The 17294-nt window shown below is 69.9% G+C and carries 16 protein-coding genes; 4 read left to right on the top strand and 12 right to left on the bottom strand.

Going from position 1 to position 17294, the window contains the following annotated elements:
• From RG19_RS11895 to RG19_RS11875, 5 genes are all read right to left on the bottom strand, one after another.
• Positions 1 to 1311, bottom strand: coding sequence for a peptidylprolyl isomerase (locus tag RG19_RS11895; protein ID WP_058835449.1), 1311 nt, complete (start codon positions 1309 to 1311; stop codon positions 1 to 3).
• Positions 1308 to 3713, bottom strand: a complete 2406-nt coding sequence (lptD, locus tag RG19_RS11890) for an LPS assembly protein LptD (protein WP_058835448.1) — start codon at positions 3711 to 3713, stop codon at positions 1308 to 1310. Before lptD ends, RG19_RS11895 begins: the two co-directional genes overlap by 4 nt.
• A 282-nt stretch (positions 3714 to 3995) precedes the next feature.
• A complete protein-coding gene (locus tag RG19_RS11885; RefSeq protein ID WP_058836585.1) occupies positions 3996 to 4910 on the bottom strand; it encodes a histone deacetylase family protein in 915 nt (304 codons plus the stop codon).
• A gap of 2 nt (positions 4911 to 4912) precedes the next feature.
• On the bottom strand, positions 4913 to 5470 hold the full coding sequence (locus tag RG19_RS11880; RefSeq protein ID WP_058835447.1) for a cob(I)yrinic acid a,c-diamide adenosyltransferase: 558 nt from the start codon (positions 5468 to 5470) through the stop codon (positions 4913 to 4915).
• A 22-nt stretch (positions 5471 to 5492) separates the two neighbouring features.
• On the bottom strand, positions 5493 to 6077 hold the full coding sequence (locus RG19_RS11875) for a hypothetical protein (protein ID WP_058835446.1): 585 nt from the start codon (positions 6075 to 6077) through the stop codon (positions 5493 to 5495).
• Positions 6078 to 6164: 87 nt separating this feature from the next.
• Here RG19_RS11875 and ubiH point away from each other — a divergent pair, with 87 nt between their 5' ends.
• Entirely contained in the window at positions 6165 to 7388 is a 1224-nt protein-coding gene (ubiH, locus tag RG19_RS11870; RefSeq protein ID WP_058835445.1) for a 2-octaprenyl-6-methoxyphenyl hydroxylase, read from the top strand.
• Positions 7385 to 8563: an FAD-dependent oxidoreductase gene (locus RG19_RS11865; RefSeq protein WP_058836584.1), complete on the top strand. Its 1179-nt coding sequence runs from the start codon at positions 7385 to 7387 to the stop codon at positions 8561 to 8563. The genes ubiH and RG19_RS11865 overlap by 4 nt, the downstream gene beginning before the upstream one ends.
• Before the next feature lie 135 nt (positions 8564 to 8698).
• On the opposite strand, the gene RG19_RS11860 is transcribed toward RG19_RS11865, so the two are convergent.
• The 3 genes from RG19_RS11860 to RG19_RS11850 all read right to left on the bottom strand — a co-directional run bounded on the left by RG19_RS11860 (position 8699) and on the right by RG19_RS11850 (position 11334).
• Positions 8699 to 9319, bottom strand: a complete 621-nt coding sequence (locus tag RG19_RS11860) for a trimeric intracellular cation channel family protein (protein WP_058835444.1) — start codon at positions 9317 to 9319, stop codon at positions 8699 to 8701.
• A gap of 265 nt (positions 9320 to 9584) precedes the next feature.
• Positions 9585 to 10307 carry a hypothetical protein gene (locus RG19_RS11855; protein WP_058835443.1) on the bottom strand — a complete coding sequence of 241 codons (723 nt, stop codon included), beginning with the start codon at positions 10305 to 10307 and terminating at the stop codon, positions 9585 to 9587.
• A gap of 88 nt (positions 10308 to 10395) precedes the next feature.
• On the bottom strand, positions 10396 to 11334 hold the full coding sequence (locus RG19_RS11850; protein WP_058835442.1) for an SMP-30/gluconolactonase/LRE family protein: 939 nt from the start codon (positions 11332 to 11334) through the stop codon (positions 10396 to 10398).
• Positions 11335 to 11405: 71 nt separating this feature from the next.
• Between RG19_RS11850 and RG19_RS11845 the strand changes: the two genes are divergently transcribed.
• Together RG19_RS11845 and RG19_RS11840 are read left to right on the top strand one after the other, a co-directional pair.
• Positions 11406 to 12353 carry a LysR family transcriptional regulator gene (locus tag RG19_RS11845; RefSeq protein ID WP_082672637.1) on the top strand — a complete coding sequence of 316 codons (948 nt, stop codon included), beginning with the start codon at positions 11406 to 11408 and terminating at the stop codon, positions 12351 to 12353.
• A gap of 148 nt (positions 12354 to 12501) precedes the next feature.
• Entirely contained in the window at positions 12502 to 13236 is a 735-nt protein-coding gene (locus tag RG19_RS11840) for an SDR family NAD(P)-dependent oxidoreductase (RefSeq protein WP_238376630.1), read from the top strand.
• 121 nt (positions 13237 to 13357) lie between these two features.
• Here the strand turns inward: RG19_RS11840 and rlmM are convergent, their stop codons facing one another.
• From rlmM to RG19_RS11820, 4 genes are read right to left on the bottom strand one after another with little or no spacing between them, the layout of a single operon-like run.
• On the bottom strand, positions 13358 to 14425 hold the full coding sequence (gene rlmM / locus RG19_RS11835; protein WP_058835440.1) for a 23S rRNA (cytidine(2498)-2'-O)-methyltransferase RlmM: 1068 nt from the start codon (positions 14423 to 14425) through the stop codon (positions 13358 to 13360).
• Positions 14425 to 14985: a nucleoside deaminase gene (locus tag RG19_RS11830; protein ID WP_058835439.1), complete on the bottom strand. Its 561-nt coding sequence runs from the start codon at positions 14983 to 14985 to the stop codon at positions 14425 to 14427. The genes rlmM and RG19_RS11830 overlap by 1 nt, the downstream gene beginning before the upstream one ends.
• The gene (locus RG19_RS11825) at positions 14985 to 15416 is read right to left on the bottom strand and encodes a hypothetical protein (RefSeq protein ID WP_082672636.1); all 432 of its coding nucleotides are present in this window, start codon (positions 15414 to 15416) and stop codon (positions 14985 to 14987) included. Before RG19_RS11825 ends, RG19_RS11830 begins: the two co-directional genes overlap by 1 nt.
• Positions 15413 to 17182 (bottom strand): glutamine--tRNA ligase/YqeY domain fusion protein, encoded by a 1770-nt coding sequence (locus RG19_RS11820; RefSeq protein WP_058835438.1) that lies wholly within the window; start codon positions 17180 to 17182, stop codon positions 15413 to 15415. The genes RG19_RS11825 and RG19_RS11820 overlap by 4 nt, the downstream gene beginning before the upstream one ends.
• Positions 17183 to 17294 lie beyond the last annotated feature (112 nt).

Raw genomic sequence — 17294 nt, 5'->3', positions numbered from 1 at the left:
TCAGCCGCCGGTAGCGGCGGGATCGCTGTCGCCGTTGCGGACGTCGACGTAGGCTTCGCCGCGGATCTCGCGCAGGAAGCGGTTCCACTCGTCTTCCAGCTTGCGCTGGCCGATGGCCTCGCGCACCTGGGCGCGGCGGTTTTCGTCGCTGGCCGCGGTCTGGCGGGTGCCGATGCGCTGCACGACGTGCCAGCCGGCCTGGGTCCGGAACGGCTCGGACACGCCGCCGTCGGCGAGGCCGGCGACCTGGGCGCCGAAGTCGGGGCCGAACTGATCGACGGTGAACCAGCCCAGATCGCCACCGTTGTCGCGGGAAGAGGCGTCGTCGGTATTTTCGCGGGCCAGCTCGGCGAAGTCGGCGCCGCCGACCGCGCGTGCGCGCAAGGTCCGGGCGCGGGCCTCGGCCTGGTCGTCGGTGACCTCGCCGCCGCTGCGGATCAGGATGTGGCGCGCCTGGTACTGGGTGACCGAGCCGCTGGCGCCATCGGTATCGCGCACGTCGACCAGCTGCAGCAACTGGTAGCCACTGGGTCCGCGCAGCGGGCCGAGTATTTCGCCCGGCTGCATGGACTGCACGGCACCCGCGAACGAGGTCGGGATTTCGTCGAGCGAGCGCCAGCCCAGGTCGCCGCCTTCGAGCGCGTTCGGACTGTCGGAGTAGCGCACGGCCGCCGCCTGGAACGCCATCTCGCCGCGATCGATCAGGCTCTTGACGCCATTCACGCGCTCTTCGGCGGTGGCGATCTGGTCCGGGGTGGCGCCGTCGGGCAGCGCGACCAGGATGTGGGCGAGCTGGTACTGGCGGTTGTTGGCCTGACCCTCCAGCGCGGCATCGACCTCGGCATCGCTGACCACGACCCGGGTCTGCGCGAAGCGCTGGCGCAGGCGCTGGATCATCAGCTCCTCGCGCAGCGAGGCGCGGAACTCGTCGAAGGACAGGCCTTCCGACGCCAGCTGCTGGCGCAGCTGGTCGGGCGAGAACCCGTTCTGCTGGGCGATCATGCCGACCGCACCGTCGACTTCGGCATCGCTCACGCGCACGCCCATCTGCGAGGCCTGGGCGGTCTGCAGACGCACCAGGACCAGACGCTCGAGGACCTGCCGCTCCAGGATGTGGCGTGGCGGCAACTGGTCCGAACGGCCGTCGTACTGCGACAGCACGTTGGCGACCGCGCGGTCGAGCTCGGTCTGGAGAATGATGTCTTCGTCGACGACCGCCACGATGCGCTCGAGCGGCTGCACCTGTTGCGCGTGGACGGAGGCGCCAGCGAGCACGGCGGCCGCCAGCAGGGACAGGAACAGTTTCTTCATGGCAGGGGATCGTTTTCGACGGGTTCGCCGTTCAGGCCTGGCGGCGGCACGAGATACAGGTCGTCTCGGTGATAGCCGAGAATAGCACGGCGCAACCGGTCCTCCGTGTCCGCGCCCAGCGAGCTCAGACCCTTCAGTTCAACTTCCAGCTGGATGGCGTTGTTCATCTCGCCGAGGCGATTGCGCACGTAGCGGCGGGCGACCAGCCGCATGGTGACGCAGCAACTGTCCCACTGCACGCCGGCGATGCTTTCGAGAACGCCGGGGTTGGAATTGGCGTTATTGAGCAGGGAGTAGTAGTAGCGGCCGACCAGGCTCCAGGTCTGGTTGATCGGGTACAGGAACGAGAAGTCGATCTGCTCGAGGAGGTCGCGCCGGTAGCGGTAGCCGAGATTGACGATGCCGTCGTCGCCGATGAGGTAGCGGGTGCGGAAGCTCATCAGGTCTTCGCGGCGGATCTCCGGATCCCATTGGTAACCGGCGTTGACGCTCCAGCGGTCGTTGATCGCGTAGGCGGCCTCGGCGACCCAGGACGACTCGCCGGACTCCAGCGGGGGCTGGTTCGGAGTTAGAGTCACTTCGGAGTCGTCGAAGTAGCGGATCTGGCCGATGCTGGCCGACAGTCGCTCCAGGCCATCCGATTCGCGGATCAGGCGGGTGGTCAGCGCCACCGTCATCTGGTTGGCGTCGGCCTGACGGTCGCCGCCGGAGAAGCGGTTGTCGCGGAACAGTTGCCCCCAGCTGAAGGTCATCGCGCGGGTGTCGAACAACGGCAGATTGTCTTGATTCCGGTACGGCGTATTCAGGTAAAAGATCCGCGGCTCCAGCGTATGCACATGCTGGTCGCCACGGAACATCGACTCGCGTTCGAAGAACAGGCCTGCATCGAGGCTGGCGATGGGCAGGTTGCGGGTCGGCGAACGGTCGATTTCAGCGCCTTCTGGCGCCAGCTGCCGTGCGAGTTCCTCGTCCAACTGATAGGCCGTGCTGCGATAGGCGAGCGTTGGGCGGACATACCAGGCCGCGCCTTCGAACGGCATCGAAACGTAGGGTTTGGCATCGATACGGCTGCCGCCCGCCCTATCACGCAAGCCGCTTCCGAGACGGGAGTGGTCGGTATGAGAGAAGCGGGTGATGTCCACATCCATGCCCGCCACCAGCCAAGGGCTTAGAGGCTGTTCCCAGTGGCCGAAGATGTTGGGCATGCGGTTGTACGGCAACTGGCGTTCGCCGCGGGTGTAGTCCGCCAGGATGTTGTAGTCCGCGCGAATGCCCGCATCCCAATAGCGCCCGCGGCCATACAAGCCGGTGACGCTAGTCAGCGACGCCGACGAGCCCTCCATGGTGGAGCTGCTCATGTCCTCGATGTAGCGCGGATCGCTGATCCAGTTGAGGCTGGTCGAGGACGACCAGGTCGAATTGAAACGATGCCGACCCGAGTAATGGAACATGCCGCGATCTTCCTCGCGGCGATTCTCTTCGGGGATGCCCTCGTCGATCTCGCGCTGGCGGTCGCGCGAGGTCAGGTCGTCGGAGGGCAGGTACTCGAAGTACACCGTGCCGCGCCCGTTGTCGGTGAGGTAGCGGAACTCGGTGCCCAACAGGGCACCGCGGTTGGTCATCAGCCGCGGCTCGAGCGTCATGTCGTAGTTCGGTGCCAGGTTCAGGTAGATCGGCTGGCGGTAATCGAAACCGTTGCGTCCCGAGTAGCCGATTGCCGGATACAGCAGGCCGGTCTTGCGGCGGTCGTCGATCGGGAACTTGAAATAGGGCATGTACAGGATCGGGAACCGGCCCAGGCGCAGGGTCGCGCCGCGCGCGGTGCCCCAGCCTTCCTCGGAGTCGATGTCGATCTGCCGCGCACGCAGTTCCCAGTGGCGGTCTTCCGGCGGGCAGGTGGAATAGGTCGAGCCGTACAGCGAGCCGAGATGGCCGACCATCTCCGCCCGGTCGGCGCCACCGTTGCCGCGTTGTTCCAGCAACTGATAGCGGACGTTCTCGATCTCGTGGCTGTCCTCTTCCTGGTTGCCGCGCAGGCGCTCGGCCACGATGCGCATGCCCGAGTCCTGGTAGCGGACGCTGCCTTCGGCCACGTACTGGCCCGTTTCCTGGTTGAAGTCGAGGTTGTCGGTGCCGAGAAACTGGTCGCCGCGCTGCAGGCGCACGTTGCCGTCGACGTTGACCACCTCGTCGCGCTGGCCGGTGAGCATGTCGCCGTCGATGTCGGTCGGCATCGACTGGCGGTCGGCCGCATCGCCGATCGGCGGCGGCGCATCGGGGAACACCGGGACCGCGTCTTCGAGCGGGCACAGGCGCCAGTCCTCGGGACGCTCCTGGGCCGTGGCCGACAGCGAGAACGCGATGCACAGGGGCAGGGGCAGCAGGCGCAGGGCAGGTCGCACGCGGTGGTCCGTCGGGTCAAACGGTCGCCAGCATGCCGTATCCCTTTCGAAGCGGCAATTGCGATCGATGGCAGGTCGCGGGCAGGCCTCAGGTTCCGTACGCCGGCGATCCCCGGCTTCGTTCAGGGAGCGTGGACCCCGCGTTCCAGGCGGGTGGTGCCGGGGGGCGCGAGACCCCGCATGGCGCCGGCCCGGGTGGTGGCTTTGGGAGGGGTGGCCCCTGTTCCGTGCGAGTGGGTGTCACGCGCTGCTGCGGAGCGTCGGGCCGGCGGCGCAGGAGCGTCAGCCGGCGCCGAGCGCGCGCAGATGGGCGACGCTGCACTCGCGCAGGGCCTGCAGGTCGTAGCCGCCCTCCAGGGTCGAGACGACGCGGCCGGCGGCGTGCTGCTGCGCGATGGCCCGCAGTTCGCCGGTGAGCCAGGCGTAGTCGTCGGCGTCGAGCTGCATCTGTGCGAGCGGGTCGCGCCAGTGGGCGTCGAAGCCGGCCGAGATCAGGACCAACTGCGGCCGGAATGCTTCGAGCTCGGGCAGCAACCGCTCCACCCAGGCCTCCTGGAACATGCGGCTGCCGGTGCCGGGGGGCAGGGGCAGGTTCATGACGTTGCCCACGCCGCGCTCGCGGGCGCCGCCGCTGTGCGGGAACAGGCCGTTCTGGTGCGAACTCAGGTACAGGACCCGGGGGTCGGCCTCGAAGATCGCCTGGGTGCCGTTACCGTGGTGGACGTCGAAATCCGCGATCGCGACGCGGGCCAGGCCGTGCCGGTCGAGCGCGTGCGCAGCCGCGACGGCGACGTTGTTGAACAGGCAGAACCCCATCGCCTGGCCGCCGGTGGCGTGATGCCCGGGCGGGCGGACCGCGCAGAACGCGGTATCGCTGTTGCCGGCCATGACGGCGTCCACTGCGGCGATGCCGGCGCCCGCCGCGCGCAGCGCGGCCTCCCCCGAGGACGGCGAGAGCACGGTGTCTGGATCGAGGTGGGTCAGCGTGTCGGGGGCGCGTTCGAGGATCGCGTCGAGCAGGGCCGCGTCGTGGACGCTCAACAGCTGGCCGCGGCTGGCGCGCGGCGCCTCGCGCCAGTCGAGCGTGGGCAGGGCGTCGTGAAGCGCCTGGATCACCGCGGCCAGGCGCTGGGACGACTCGGGATGTCCCGGGCCGGTGTCGTGGCCGAGACAGGCTGAATGGGTGAAGACCGGCAGGCTCACCCGCACCGGCGCTCGTGATGCCAGAGCACCTCGCCCTGGCCGCTGGCGCGTGCCAGCACGCGGGCGAGCACGAACAGCAGGTCGGACAGGCGGTTCAGATAGCGGATCGCCTGCGGACGGACCGCATCCTGCCGGGCCAGGGTGATCGCCTCGCGTTCGGCGCGTCGCACCACGGTCCGGGCCACGTGACAGCGCGCCGCCGCCTCGCCCCCGCCGGGCAGGATGAAATCCTTCAGCGCCGGCAAGTCCGCGTTGTGATGATCGAGTTGCGCCTCGAGGCGCTCGATGTCGGCGTCGTCGATGGCGGCGTGGCCGGGGATGCACAGCTCACCGCCGAGATCGAACAACTGGTGCTGCACCGAGACCAGCAGCGTGCGCACGTCGTCCGGCAGATCCGGGCAGGCCAGCACGACGCCGATGCAGGAGTTGGCCTCGTCGACGGTGCCGTAGGCGGCGACACGGGCCGAATCCTTGGAGACCCGGGTGCCGTCGCCGAGGCCGGTCGAACCATCGTCGCCGGTGCGGGTGTAGATCTTGGAGAGGCGGTTGCCCACCGGATAGCGGTCGGCCGAGGAATCAGGCCGAACGGTCGCGCTGCAGCGCGCCGGCGGCCGAGACCTGCGCCACGCCCGCATGCACGGCGGCGGCAATGGCCACATAGAGCGCCATGCTGCCCAGATAGGCCGGCAACCAGTCGCTGTAGTTCTTCCACCAGCCGGCGAAGGTCGGGTCGGCCACGCTGGCGCTGATCCAGTAGAAGCTGCCCTGGGCCACCAGGTGACAGGCCGCGCCCGACACCAACAGCGCCGCTGCCACGCGGCCAGCGGTGGTCAGGTCCAGCGTCGGCGCACGCTGCGCCGCCCAGGCGCCGCCGCCCCAGAGCAGCAGATAGGCGCCGATCAGGCACCAGTAGGCCGGCGACACGCAGTAGTGCTGCCAGAAGCTCAGGCCCTGGCCGGTGATGACCGCCCAGTCGACCACGACGGCCAGCGCCATCAGCGCGGGGAATGCCCAGCGGGCCTGCGCGCGCAGATAGAAGCCACCCAGGAAGAACACGGCCCAGGAGGCGTCCGGCACCACGGCGAAGTGATGCAGGCGGGTCGCCGCCAGCACGAGCGCCAGCAGGGCGAAGATCAGGGCATTGCGGGCGGTGGGGGACATGGACGGCTCCGGTGGCTCAGGCCCGCATTCTAGCCGAGTGCGCACGGCGCGGCAGCCGGCGACGCCCGTCGGCCGTATCATGCCGGGATGACCCTCCAAGGCACGACGGCTTCCCATGATGTCCTGATCGTCGGCGGCGGCCTGGTGGGCGCCAGCCTGGCGATCGCGCTCGACCGCCTCGACCTCGATGTCGGCCTGGTCGAGCTGGCGCCTCCTGGCGACCTGCCGGCGGTGTTCGACCAGCGCAACCTGAGTTTCGCCGACGCCACGGTGAACGCGCTCGACGCCCTGGGCGTCATGCGGCGGCTGCGTGCGCCGACCGGGCCGATCCGCGAAATCCATGTCAGCCGCCAGGGCGATTTCGGCCGCGTGCGCCTGCGCGCGGCCGACTACGGCCGCGAGGCGTTCGGACAAGTCGTGGTGGCGCGCGATTTCGGCGAGGCGTTGGAGCAGGGACTCGCCGCGCTGCCGCGTCTGACCCGCTATCGGCCCGCCCGCTATCTGGACAGCGTCGTGGACGGCGATGTGCGGCGGATCCGGATCGAACGCGATGGCGCGGTCGAGACCGTGCAGACCCGTCTGCTGGTGGGCGCGGACGGGACCGCCAGCGGTGTCCGCGACGGACTCGGAATCGGCGTGGACGCGCACGACTACGGCCAGGCGCTGTTCGTGTCGCGCCTGCGCACGGACCGGCCGCCGGGCGGTGTGGCCTGGGAGCGGCTCACCACCGGCGGACCGACGGCGTTGCTGCCGCGTGGAGACCGCCACTACGGTCTGGTGCATGGCGTGCTCGCCGACGAGGCCGACGCGGTGGCCGCGCTGGACGACGCCGGATTCCTGGCTCGCGTGCAGGCCGTCTTCGGCTGGCGCGCGGGGCGCTTCGTCGAGGCGGGGCCGCGCAGCCGGTATCCGTTGCGCCGCGTGGTCGCGAAGGCGGTCGCCGCACCGCGCGCGGTGCTGGTCGGCAATGCCGCACAGACCCTGCATCCGATCGGTGCGCAGGGATTCAACCTCGGCCTGCGCGACGCGCTGATCCTGGCCGAAGCCATCGCCGCGTCGCCGCGCGACGCCGGCCAGGCGCAGGTGCTGGACACGCACGTGCGGCGGCGCCATGACGACCGCGAACGCACGCTGGCGTTCTCGGATCAGCTGGCGCGGCTCACGTCCAACCCCTCCGGTCTGCTGCGCCCGCTGCGCAGTGCCGGCCTGATGGCCCTGGATCTCGATAGCGGCCTGCAAGCGGGCGTGGCCGGCGGCGCCATGGGATATCGCGGCGAAGTGCCCGTCCTGTGCCGGAGGGACGCCTCGTGAGCCGACGCCCACGTCACGATGTGGCCGTGGTCGGCGGCGGCGTGGTCGGCGCGGCCTGCGCGCTCGGCCTGGCGCGGGCGGGGCTGGATGTCGTGCTGCTCGAAGCGCGCCCGCCGGTGCCCTGGCAGGCCGATGCGCCCGATCTGCGCGTCTATGCGTTCGCCGCCGACAACGTCGTGCTGCTGCGCGATCTCGGCGTCTGGGATGCGGTGCGCGGTGCGCGTGCGCAGCCGTACCGGCGCATGCGGGTCTGGGATGCGGCCGGCGGCGACGAACTGCGTTTCGACGCCGATGCCTACGGACGCGAGGCGCTGGGCTGGATCGTCGAGCACGGCCTGCTGGTCGACCGCCTCTGGGCGGCGTTGCCGGCGGCGGGCGTCGAGGTGCGCTGTCCGGCCGAGCTGGACGCGTTGGAGCAGGACGACGAGAGCGTGCGCCTGGGTTTGGCTGGCGGCGGCCGGATCGCTGCGCGTGTGGCGATCGCCGCCGACGGCGCGGCGTCCACGCTGCGCGCGCTGGCCGGCATCGGCATCGTGCGACACGCCTACGGACAGCGTGGCGTGGTGGCCTATGTCGCCACCGAGGCCGCGCACGAGTCCACGGCGTGGCAGCGTTTCCTGGTGGGTGGGCCGCTGGCGTTCCTGCCGTGCGCGGACGGCAGCAGTTCGATCGTGTGGAGCCTGCCCGACGACGACGCCGAGCGCGTGCTGGCGCTCGACGACGCCGGATTCGGCGATGCGCTGACCCGGGCGTTCGCCGCACGCCTTGGCCGGGCACGGCCGCTGACGCGGCGGGTGGCGTTCCCGCTGCGCAGGCAACTGGCCGACAGCCAGTGCGAGGGACGCGTGCTGGTGCTCGGCGATGCCGCGCACGTCGTGCATCCGCTCGCGGGGCAGGGCGTGAACCTGGGCCTGCGCGATGTCGCCGCCTTGCTGGCTTCGGTCGAAGCGGCCGGGCGTCGGCGTGTCGATTGGGCCTCGCCGCATGGGCTGCGACGCTGGGCGCGGACGCGGCGCAGCGAGAACGCGGTGGCGGCCTGGAGTTTCGACGGCATCAACCGGACCTACGCCAGCGACGACCCGCTGCTGACGCTCGCGCGCGGTCATGCGCTGGGCGCGGCCGGCCGGGTGCCATCACTGGCCCAGGCGCTGTGGCGTCGCGCCAGCGGGCTCTGATGCCGTTCCGGTCGGACGCCGCGAACGCCCGACCCCGCCGCCTGTCGACCTGCCGGGCTGGAAGGCGCGCTGGCATCGTGAACCGGAACGCCGGCGTGTCGGGGCGCGGCCGAGGCGCCCGCGCGGCCTAGCGGCTCAAGGCGCGTCGTGCGGCCGGGCCACCGGCAGGCGCCAGCCGTGCCGGATCGCCATGTAGCGCAGGCCGAAACACAGGCCGGCGCCGGTCACCAGGCTCCACGGCTCCGGTACGCCCCATTGGTGGCCGGCCACCACCACGGCGGCCGCGGCCAGTGCCGCCACCGCGTACAGATCGGCCTGCAGCACGACCGGCGTACGGGCGACGAGGATGTCGCGTGCGATGCCGCCGCCGATACCGCTGAGCATGCCCAGCAGAACCGCCGCGAACGGCGACAGCCCGAACGCCAGTGCCTTGCTCGCCCCCGACACCGCGAACAGCGCCAGGCCCGCGGCATCGAACAACTGCACCGGGTTGCGCAGCCTTTCGACCAAGGCGTGCCGGTAGAACGTCGCCAGGCCGGCCACGCACGCCAGCGCGAGGTAGGTCCATGTGGTGAGCGCGGCCGGCGGGACCGCGCCGATCAGCAGGTCGCGCAGGATGCCGCCGAAGGTCGCGGTCGCGAACGCAAGCACCAGCACGCCGAACAGATCGAGACGGTGACGCACGCCGATCGTCGCGCCGCTGATGGCGAAGGCGAACGTGCCGATGAAGTCGAGGGCGAGCAGGAAGGTGTCCATGGCGGGGGGCGCGCGGGCGTGGCGGGATCATACCGGCAGGCTTCGGTGGCGTTGCTTCCGCGCAGGCCGCGCCGGCGCAACGGGACGCCGGCGGGCGCAGTGTGTCGTCGCCGCTGCAGATGGGGCCGTTCTGCCCGGGATGGACGTGAGGCGCGGTGTGCGGTCGGCGCGTCAGCATCCGCCCTGCAGCACCCGTTCTGCACGATCGCCCCGCCGGGCGAATCGCCAGCCAGAACGGGGTCCGGTCGAAGCGGCGCGTGGCCGATCAGCGTGGAAGGAACGGGAACGCCAACCGCAACAGACCAAGCACGCCCTGGTCGAGGGTGCCGGCGACGGCCCGCGCGCCGAGGGTGTTGAGCGTGGCGCGCACGTCTTTCCAGCGCAGGCTGTCGAGATCGCGCTGCAGCAGCTCGACGACTTCCTGCGCGGCGGGGGCGAGCGTCTTCAGTTCGCGGGCCACCGCCTGCGCGTCGGGCTGCAGGTGCCCGCCCTGTTCGGCCAGGCGCAACAGGGTATCGAAGCGCACGGCGACCACCTCGCGGTTGCGCTCGTACACCGGCAGGCCGCCGACCTCGAGAATCGCCTGCTCGAACCGCGCCAGATCGTCCGGGTGTTCCACGCGAATCGCCAGGAACCCTTCGCGACGGCTGCGTTCGGTGACGTGACGTGCGCCTGCGCGCAGGTTGTCCGGGGTGAGCACGGTCGCCAGGATGCGCGGCAGGGCGACATCGGCCGGCTCGTCGACCAACTGCCGCCAGCGCGCGTAGCCGTCGCGACGCAGCGCCTTGATCTTGGCCGGTGTCACCCGCAACAGCGCGGCTGCGCCATGGTTGGACATGGCGCGATCGAGGGTGCCGTCGCGTTCGAGCAACACGAAGATCAGCAGCTCCAGGTCGCGCTTGGTCAGCGAACCGAAGCCCTGCAGCTGGGTCTGGCGCAGGAACTCGGTGCCGAATGCGGCGGGGTCGTTCAGGGCGAGCGGTTGCATGGGGTCCTTCCTCCTCCTCGGCAGCGGATCATGGCAGGCCGCCGGTGCACCGGCTGAGACCCGCCCGGGCCGCGCTGTGCGCGCGGTCTCAATCCGGCGTGCCGGCAGCCGGCTGGGCGCCGCGGGCCTCGCGCCCGGGCACATCGCTGCGATAGCGCTCGATCGCGCCCCGGTCCTGCAGTGTGACGTAGACGGTGCGGCCGTCGGGACCGCCGAAGGCCACGTTGGTCGGCTTCGCGCCGCGCAGGCGGACCTCGCGCAGCACGCGGCCATCGGGCGAGACCACGGCCACGGTACCGGCGCCGTAGCGGGCCACATGCAGGTTGCCTCCGAGATCGGCACGCATGCCGTCGAGGCCGTGGTCGTCGAATGCGATCAGCAGCCGCTTGCCGGCGATGCCGCCGTCGGGCAGGCGATCGTAGGTCCAGATCCGGCGCTGCACGCTCTCGTTGACGTAGAGCCGGCGGCCGTCCGGGCTCACTTCGATGCCGTTGGTGGTGCCCATGTCGGCGTCCAGCAGATGCACGCTGCCGTCGCGGTCGATGCGCCACAGCTGGCCGCTGTCGTGGGCCCAGTCCGGGTCGCTGGCGTAGAGCGTCCCGTCCGGCGCCGTGGCGATGTCGTTGGGTTGATGGGTGCCGGCGGGCATCGGGGCGAAGATCGCGACGCCGCGGTCGGCGGGATCGATGCGCAGGATCGCGTGACCGGTGTAATCGGCGACCAGCAGGCGACCCTCGGCATCGAAGCGCAGGCCGTTGCCGGTACTGCCCTCGGGAAGGGTGACGAACAGCTCGACCTGCACGTCGCCGGATGGGTCTTCGAGGACACGCCCGACCGTACCCTCGCGCTCGAAGTTGACCGCGTACAAGGCCCCGTCCGGGCCGACCGCGGGCCCCTCGATGCCGGCGGTGAACATGCCGTCGGCGACATGGTCCTGCGCCTCGAACAAGGCCTCTTGGTGCAGGTTGGCCGGCGCCGAGCAGGCGCTCGCCAGACAGACGGCCAGCAAGGGAAACAGACGATGCATCGGGACGGTGAGCGCGTGGCCGTGGGTGTGGCGAGTGTGCCAGACGGTGCGCGGGCCTGATTCTGCGGCATATGCTTCTTCCGCTCGACTTCCACTCCGGATTACCCTTCGCCGGGATGGACAAGATAACGGCCCTGCAGTCGTTCGTGCGTGTCGTGGACAGCGGGAGCTTTTCCCAGGCCGCCCGCGAACTTGGCGTTGGACAGCCCGCTGTCAGCAAACAGATCGCCGCTCTGGAGCAGAGGCTCGGAGTGCGCCTCCTCAACAGGACCTCACGGGGCCTGCGTCCGACGCCTTCCGGCACTGATCTCTACGAATCGGCTGTGAGGCTGCTGAGCGACCTGGACGATCTGGAGAGCCGCATCACGCACGGCCATGGGCGTCCGACGGGACCCGTCCGTATCGCGGCGCCGTCGACACTGACGAGCATGATGCTCGTTCCCAAGTTGCCGGAGCTCTACGCCGAATTCCCCGGGCTCACGGTCGAATTCGCCGTCTCCGAACGGTATGCCGATCTGGTCCAGGACGGGCTGGACATGGCGCTCCGCGTCGGGCATCTCGACGACTCCAGCCTCGTGGCGCGCAGGATCGGCACGGTGAAGATCGTCACTGTGGCCAGCCCCGGCTATCTGGCCGTGCATGGCATCCCCGAGCGTCCATCCGACCTCGGGAAACATCGTTTGATTGCGAGTCGATATCGTGGCGTTTCCGGCAGGTGGCATTTCCGTGATGGCGATGATCAGGTCGAATTTCCGGTGTCGGGGTTCTTCAGCTCCAACGACCCGGCCGACATACATTCAGCCGCTCTGGCCGGTCTCGGCATCGCGCAGAGCGCTCGCGGTCTCTTCGATCCGCAGCTACGTTCGGGGCAGCTCGTCGAGATACTGAAGGACTTCGCGCCGACAGCACTGCCACTGAGCTTGATCTATGCCCACGTACGGACACCGCACAGGGTGCGGGTCGTGAGCGATTTCATCATCAAGACGATCGACGGCATCGACAGCCTGCGCAACGAGTAGGTCATGCATCCCGGGAATAGGTGCTAGTCCCGCCTCCCGTCTTCTGGATCGTTCCAAGCCTGCATACGCTGAAAAGCACTCGATGCGCCCGCCGGCATCCGGCTGGTGGGCGGTCACGAAACAGAGGAAAACACGTATGCGGAACGAAATGATCGCCCTGGTGACCGGTGCCAACAAAGGGCTCGGAAAACAGGTGGCGAAAGAGCTGGTCGATCGCGGCTACATCGTCTTCGTCGGCTCCAGGGATGTCTCGAACGGCCAGCAGGCCGCGGATGAGATCGGGGAAGGCGCGCATGCCATTCAAATCGACACGACGGACGAGCAGAGCATCGCGGCCGCGGCGAAACGCATTACGGAAGAGTTCGGGCGCCTCGATCTTCTGGTCAACAATGCCGCAATCGCCCAGTCGGGCCGTTATTCATCGACGGAAGAAATTCTGGCGGCGGGCGCGGCGAGCGTAGCCTCGCTCGACGAGATCCGGAAAGTCTTCGAGACGAATGTCCTGGGTGTGCTGGCAGTGACCCAGGTGATGCTGCCTCTCATCCGGCTCTCTGCCACGGGACGCATCGTCAACGTGTCCAGCGCAATCGGTTCCCTGACCCTCAACTCCGACGCCGGCTTCCCCTTCCGCTCCTACTTCAGTCCGACCTATCCAGCGTCGAAGACCGCGCTCAACGCCATCACCCTGGCGCTGGCCATAGAACTCGAGGATTCCGGGATCAAGGTGCGCGCGGCCAGCCCCGGCTACACGGCGACGGCGATGAACAACTTCCAGGGAACGGACACCGTCGAAGTGGGCGCTCGCGCCCTGGTCGCCGCCGCTCTCGACACCGAAAGTCCAACGGGCAGCTTCACCGGTCCGGACGGTGCCCTGCCCTGGTGAGCCGTCGCGGACATGCTCGCGTTTGATCGCGCTGAAACAGCCCGGGGCGCCGGGATGCCGTGAAGTGCGTACCTGCGGAATCCCGGATCGCTCCGGATGACGACCTACCGGTAGATCACGTCTAGCGGGGCGGCGCGGAGGCGAAGACGGTGATCTCCTCGCGGTCGTGATAGAGCTGGCGCGCGCGCAGCGTCGCCAGCCCGTCGGCCTGCTCGGCGAACAGGTCCAGGCTCGAGCGGGCTTCCTGCCAGCGCTTCTTCATCGGCAGTTTGAGGTTGAAGATCGCGTGCCGGCACCAGCCCTCACGGAACCAGGTCGCCATGCGCTCGGCCACGCGACGGGGCTGCTCGACCATGTCGCAGACCATCCAGTCCAAGGTGCGATCCGGCTGCCAGCGGAAGCCGTCGGCGCGCTGGTGATCGACCAGCCCGGTGTCGTGCAGCGCCGGCTGCAGCGGACCGTTGTCGATCGCGCTCACGTACATGTGCTGTCGGGTCAGCACCCAGGTCCAGCCGCCCGGGGCAGCGCCCAGGTCGGCGGCGCGCATGCCGGGCTTGAGCAGGGTCTCGCGCTCGCGCGGCGTGAGCAGGGCCAGCAACGCTTCCTCGAGCTTCAGCGCCGAGCGCGACGGGGCGTCGGCATGCAGACGCAGGCGCGGGATGCCCTGCGGCCAGCCGGCACTGTCGTTCGGGTCGCTGCGGCCCAGCAACAGATGGTTGCCGGCGAGCAGGCAGACGTGCAGGCGCGGCCGGTTGGCGTCCACCGCATCGGTCAGGAACCCACGTTTGCGCAGCGCGGGGCGCAGTGCGTTGCCGAACGCGCGGGCGAGGCCCGACAGCGGCTTGCCCGCGTCGGAGTCCGGATGCTCCATCCACAGGTCGCCGAAGCGGCCCTGGCCGCCCAGGGCCTCCATGACCGGACTCACCCGGTCGCTCGGGTCGAGCTCGGCCAGATCGGCGATCAAGCGCATCTTCTGCCGCGCGAACACCAGCGAGCGCCACGGCATCGCCTGCGACAGCGGTGCGTCGGGCTCGGTGGCATGGAACAGCACGAAGCCGTCGTCGCGGTTGGCGCGGGCATAGCCGGACAAGCCGGCTTCGGCGGCATGGTCGGTGAGCTCGGCCGCCAGTTCGGGCTCGAAGCCGGTGCGGCAGTAGCACAGCAGGGAGGGCGTAGCGGGTGCGTTCATCAGTAATGCGGGCCTCCGCCCTCGCCATAGGCACGCAGCACGACGCAGGCCTCGTCGCGCAGGACGTCGCGGCTCACACGGATCCCACGGCGCTCCAGTTCGCCCGGCCAGTCGTCCGGCAGGGGGCCTTCGTCGAATTCGGTCAGCGCCTCGACGTCCTCGGCGCGGGCGCCGATCAGCAGGCGATCGATCCCGGCCCAGACGGTGGCGCCGAAGCACTGGCAGCACGGTTGCGCCGAGGTCGCCAGGGTGTAGGGCGCGCCCAGCGCATTGAGGCGCGGCGTCTGCAGGCGCTGCTGGGCGAGCATGTAGGCCATGGTCTCGGCATGCGCGACCGAGCAGGTGCCGGGCACGACGCGGTTGACGCCGGCGGCGACGACGCGGTGGTCGGGACCGAACACCACGGCGCCGAAGGGGCCGCCGCTGGCGTGCTCGACGTTGTGACGCGACAACGCGATGGCGAGCGCCATCTTGTCAGTGTCGTCGGGATAGGCGCGCGACGTGTCCACATGATCGTGGACCCAGACGGGCAGGGTGAGGTGGACCTGGGCGAGCAGCATCAGTGGGTCACCGGCCGGGACGCGTCGGCGGCCTCGCAACGCTGCTGCACGCAGGTGCAGGCCTGGATCTCGCGGAAACCGCACACCGAGGCCATGCCGCTGCGCTCGCATTCGGCCATCACCGCCTGCGGATCGGCCGGGCTGTCACGGTTCACGCAGGCGGGGAAGGTGCCGCAGCAATTGCCGACATCCTTGACCACGCAGTCGCTGTCGATCCTGCAACTGGTGTCGAGGTCGGGCAACTGGCCGGCGCCAGCGGACACCGGCGCCGGCCCGAGGTCGACCGGCACTGCCGGCTCGGTGGGCGCGGGGGCGTCGGCGGTCGGCTGTGCGTCGGTCTGGCCGGGCGACGCGGCGCAGGCCGCCAGGCCGATCGCCAGCAGCAGGCTCAGGACGAGCCGTGCGAAGGCGCCTGTCGGCGATCGTTTCATGCGCGCGCCGCCCAGGTGTCGCGCAGGGTCACGCTGCGGTTGAACACCGGTGCGTCCGGGCGGTGATCGTAGCGGTCGGCGACGAAGTAGCCGGTGCGTTCGAACTGGAATGACTGCTCCGGCGCCGCATCGGCGGCGGCCGGTTCCACGTAACCGCGCACGACGCGGACGGAGTCGGGATTGATGTGGTCGCGATAGGTCCCGCCGTGGGATTCGTCGTCCGGGTTCTCGACCGAGAACAGGCGGTCGTAGAGCCGCACTTCGGCGGGCACGGCGTGCTGCGCGCTGACCCAGTGCAGGGTGCCCTTGACCTTGCGGTTGGCGCCCTCCATGCCGGGGCGCGACTCGGGGTCGAGCCACCCGCGCAGTTCGATCACCTCGCCCGAGGCGTCCTTGACCACCTCGTCCACGCGCACGATGCCGGCGCCGCGCAGGCGCGCCTCGCCGCCGGGCACCAGGCGCTTCCAGCCCTTGGGCGGCACCTCGGCGAAGTCGTCGCGCTCGATCCAGACCTCGCGCGCGAACGGCACCTGACGCACACCCCGGGTCTCGTCCTTGGGGTGGTTGGGGAACGCCAGCGCCTCCTGGTGCCCTTCGGGCAGGTTGGTCAGCACCAGCTTCAGCGGTGCGACCACGGCCATGCGCCGGTCGGCGGCCGCATCGAGGTCCTCGCGCAGGCAGCCTTCCAGCACCGAGAAGTCGATCACCGAATTCTGCTTGCTGATGCCCACGCGCTCGACCAGCAGGCGCAGCGCGGCCGGGGTGTAGCCGCGACGGCGCAGGCCCTGCAGCGTGTACATCCGCGGGTCGTCCCAACCGTCGACCAGGCCTTCGGTCACCAGGGTGGTGAGCTTGCGCTTGCTCATCACCGTGTAGTTGATGTTGAGCCGCGAGAACTCGATCTGGCGCGGCTTGCCGGCTTCCCTGGGCAGGCCGCGCTCGAGCAGGGGCGCCAGCAGCTCGGGGTGCCCGGCGAGGTCGACCTTGTCCACGCACCAGTCGTACAGCGGACGGTGATCCTCGAACTCCAGCGTGCACAGCGAATGGGTGATGCCCTCGATGGCGTCGCCCAGCGCGTGGGCGAAGTCGTACATCGGGTAGATCGGCCAGCGGTCGCCGGTGTTCTGGTGGGCGACGTGCTTGATCCGGTACAGCGCCGGGTCGCGCAGGTTCATGTTGCCGCTGGCCATGTCGATCTTGGCGCGCAGGGTGCGGGCGCCGTCGGGGAACTCGCCGGCGCGCATGCGGCGCAGCAGGTCGAGATTCTCGTCCGGCGTGCGGTCGCGGTACGGCGAGTCGCGGCCGGGTTCGGTCAGCGTGCCGCGGTAGGCGCGGACCTCGTCGGCGCTGAGGTCGCAGACGAACGCGTGGCCCTCGCGTACCAGCTTCTCCGCGGCCAGGTAGTAGACCTCGAAGTAATCGGAGGCATGCCGCAGGCTGGCCCACTCGTAACCCAGCCAGCGCACGTCGTCCTGGATCGCGGTGACGAACTCGGGGTCCTCCCGCGCCGGGTTGGTGTCGTCGAAGCGCAGGTTGCACAGTCCGTCGAATTCGGCGGCGATGCCGAAGTCGAGACAGATCGCCTTGGCGTGGCCGATGTGCAGGTAGCCGTTGGGCTCGGGCGGGAACCGGGTCCGGATAGCCGCGTGTTTACCGCTGGCGAGGTCCTCGCGGACGATCTGGCGGATGAAGTCGCGGCGCGGCGCCGGGGCGTCGGTGTCCGGAACGGCGGGAGCGGAGGCGGGGTCGGTGCTGGCGCGGGTCATCTGGAATTCGGGGCCGGAAAGGGGAGCCGGGACGGATCGCCGCCGCCGGTGACCGCACAGTGTAACGAGCCGTCGCCTGGTGAGGATTTCCTTCCAGTCCCGGCACGACACG

Source organism: Luteimonas abyssi, from assembly GCF_001482195.1.
GTDB classification, from domain to species: Bacteria; Pseudomonadota; Gammaproteobacteria; order Xanthomonadales; family Xanthomonadaceae; genus Luteimonas; species Luteimonas abyssi.
This window is presented reverse-complemented; position numbering and strand designations above follow the sequence as displayed.

What these genes read in the sequence shown, in the direction of transcription:
- RG19_RS11840 (WP_238376630.1), top strand. Translation starts at nt 12,502, where the DNA reads ATGATCGCCCTGGTGACCGGTGCCAACAAAGGGCTCGGAAAACAGGTG.
- RG19_RS11895 (WP_058835449.1), bottom strand. Translation starts at nt 1,311, where the DNA reads ATGAAGAAACTGTTCCTGTCCCTGCTGGCGGCCGCCGTGCTCGCTGGC.
- RG19_RS11830 (WP_058835439.1), bottom strand. Translation starts at nt 14,985, where the DNA reads ATGCTGCTCGCCCAGGTCCACCTCACCCTGCCCGTCTGGGTCCACGAT.
- RG19_RS11820 (WP_058835438.1), bottom strand. Translation starts at nt 17,182, where the DNA reads ATGACCCGCGCCAGCACCGACCCCGCCTCCGCTCCCGCCGTTCCGGAC.
- RG19_RS11860 (WP_058835444.1), bottom strand. Translation starts at nt 9,319, where the DNA reads ATGGACACCTTCCTGCTCGCCCTCGACTTCATCGGCACGTTCGCCTTC.
- ubiH (WP_058835445.1), top strand. Translation starts at nt 6,165, where the DNA reads ATGACCCTCCAAGGCACGACGGCTTCCCATGATGTCCTGATCGTCGGC.
- RG19_RS11875 (WP_058835446.1), bottom strand. Translation starts at nt 6,077, where the DNA reads ATGTCCCCCACCGCCCGCAATGCCCTGATCTTCGCCCTGCTGGCGCTC.
- rlmM (WP_058835440.1), bottom strand. Translation starts at nt 14,425, where the DNA reads ATGAACGCACCCGCTACGCCCTCCCTGCTGTGCTACTGCCGCACCGGC.
- RG19_RS11845 (WP_082672637.1), top strand. Translation starts at nt 11,406, where the DNA reads ATGCTTCTTCCGCTCGACTTCCACTCCGGATTACCCTTCGCCGGGATG.
- RG19_RS11850 (WP_058835442.1), bottom strand. Translation starts at nt 11,334, where the DNA reads ATGCATCGTCTGTTTCCCTTGCTGGCCGTCTGTCTGGCGAGCGCCTGC.
- RG19_RS11825 (WP_082672636.1), bottom strand. Translation starts at nt 15,416, where the DNA reads ATGAAACGATCGCCGACAGGCGCCTTCGCACGGCTCGTCCTGAGCCTG.
- RG19_RS11855 (WP_058835443.1), bottom strand. Translation starts at nt 10,307, where the DNA reads ATGCAACCGCTCGCCCTGAACGACCCCGCCGCATTCGGCACCGAGTTC.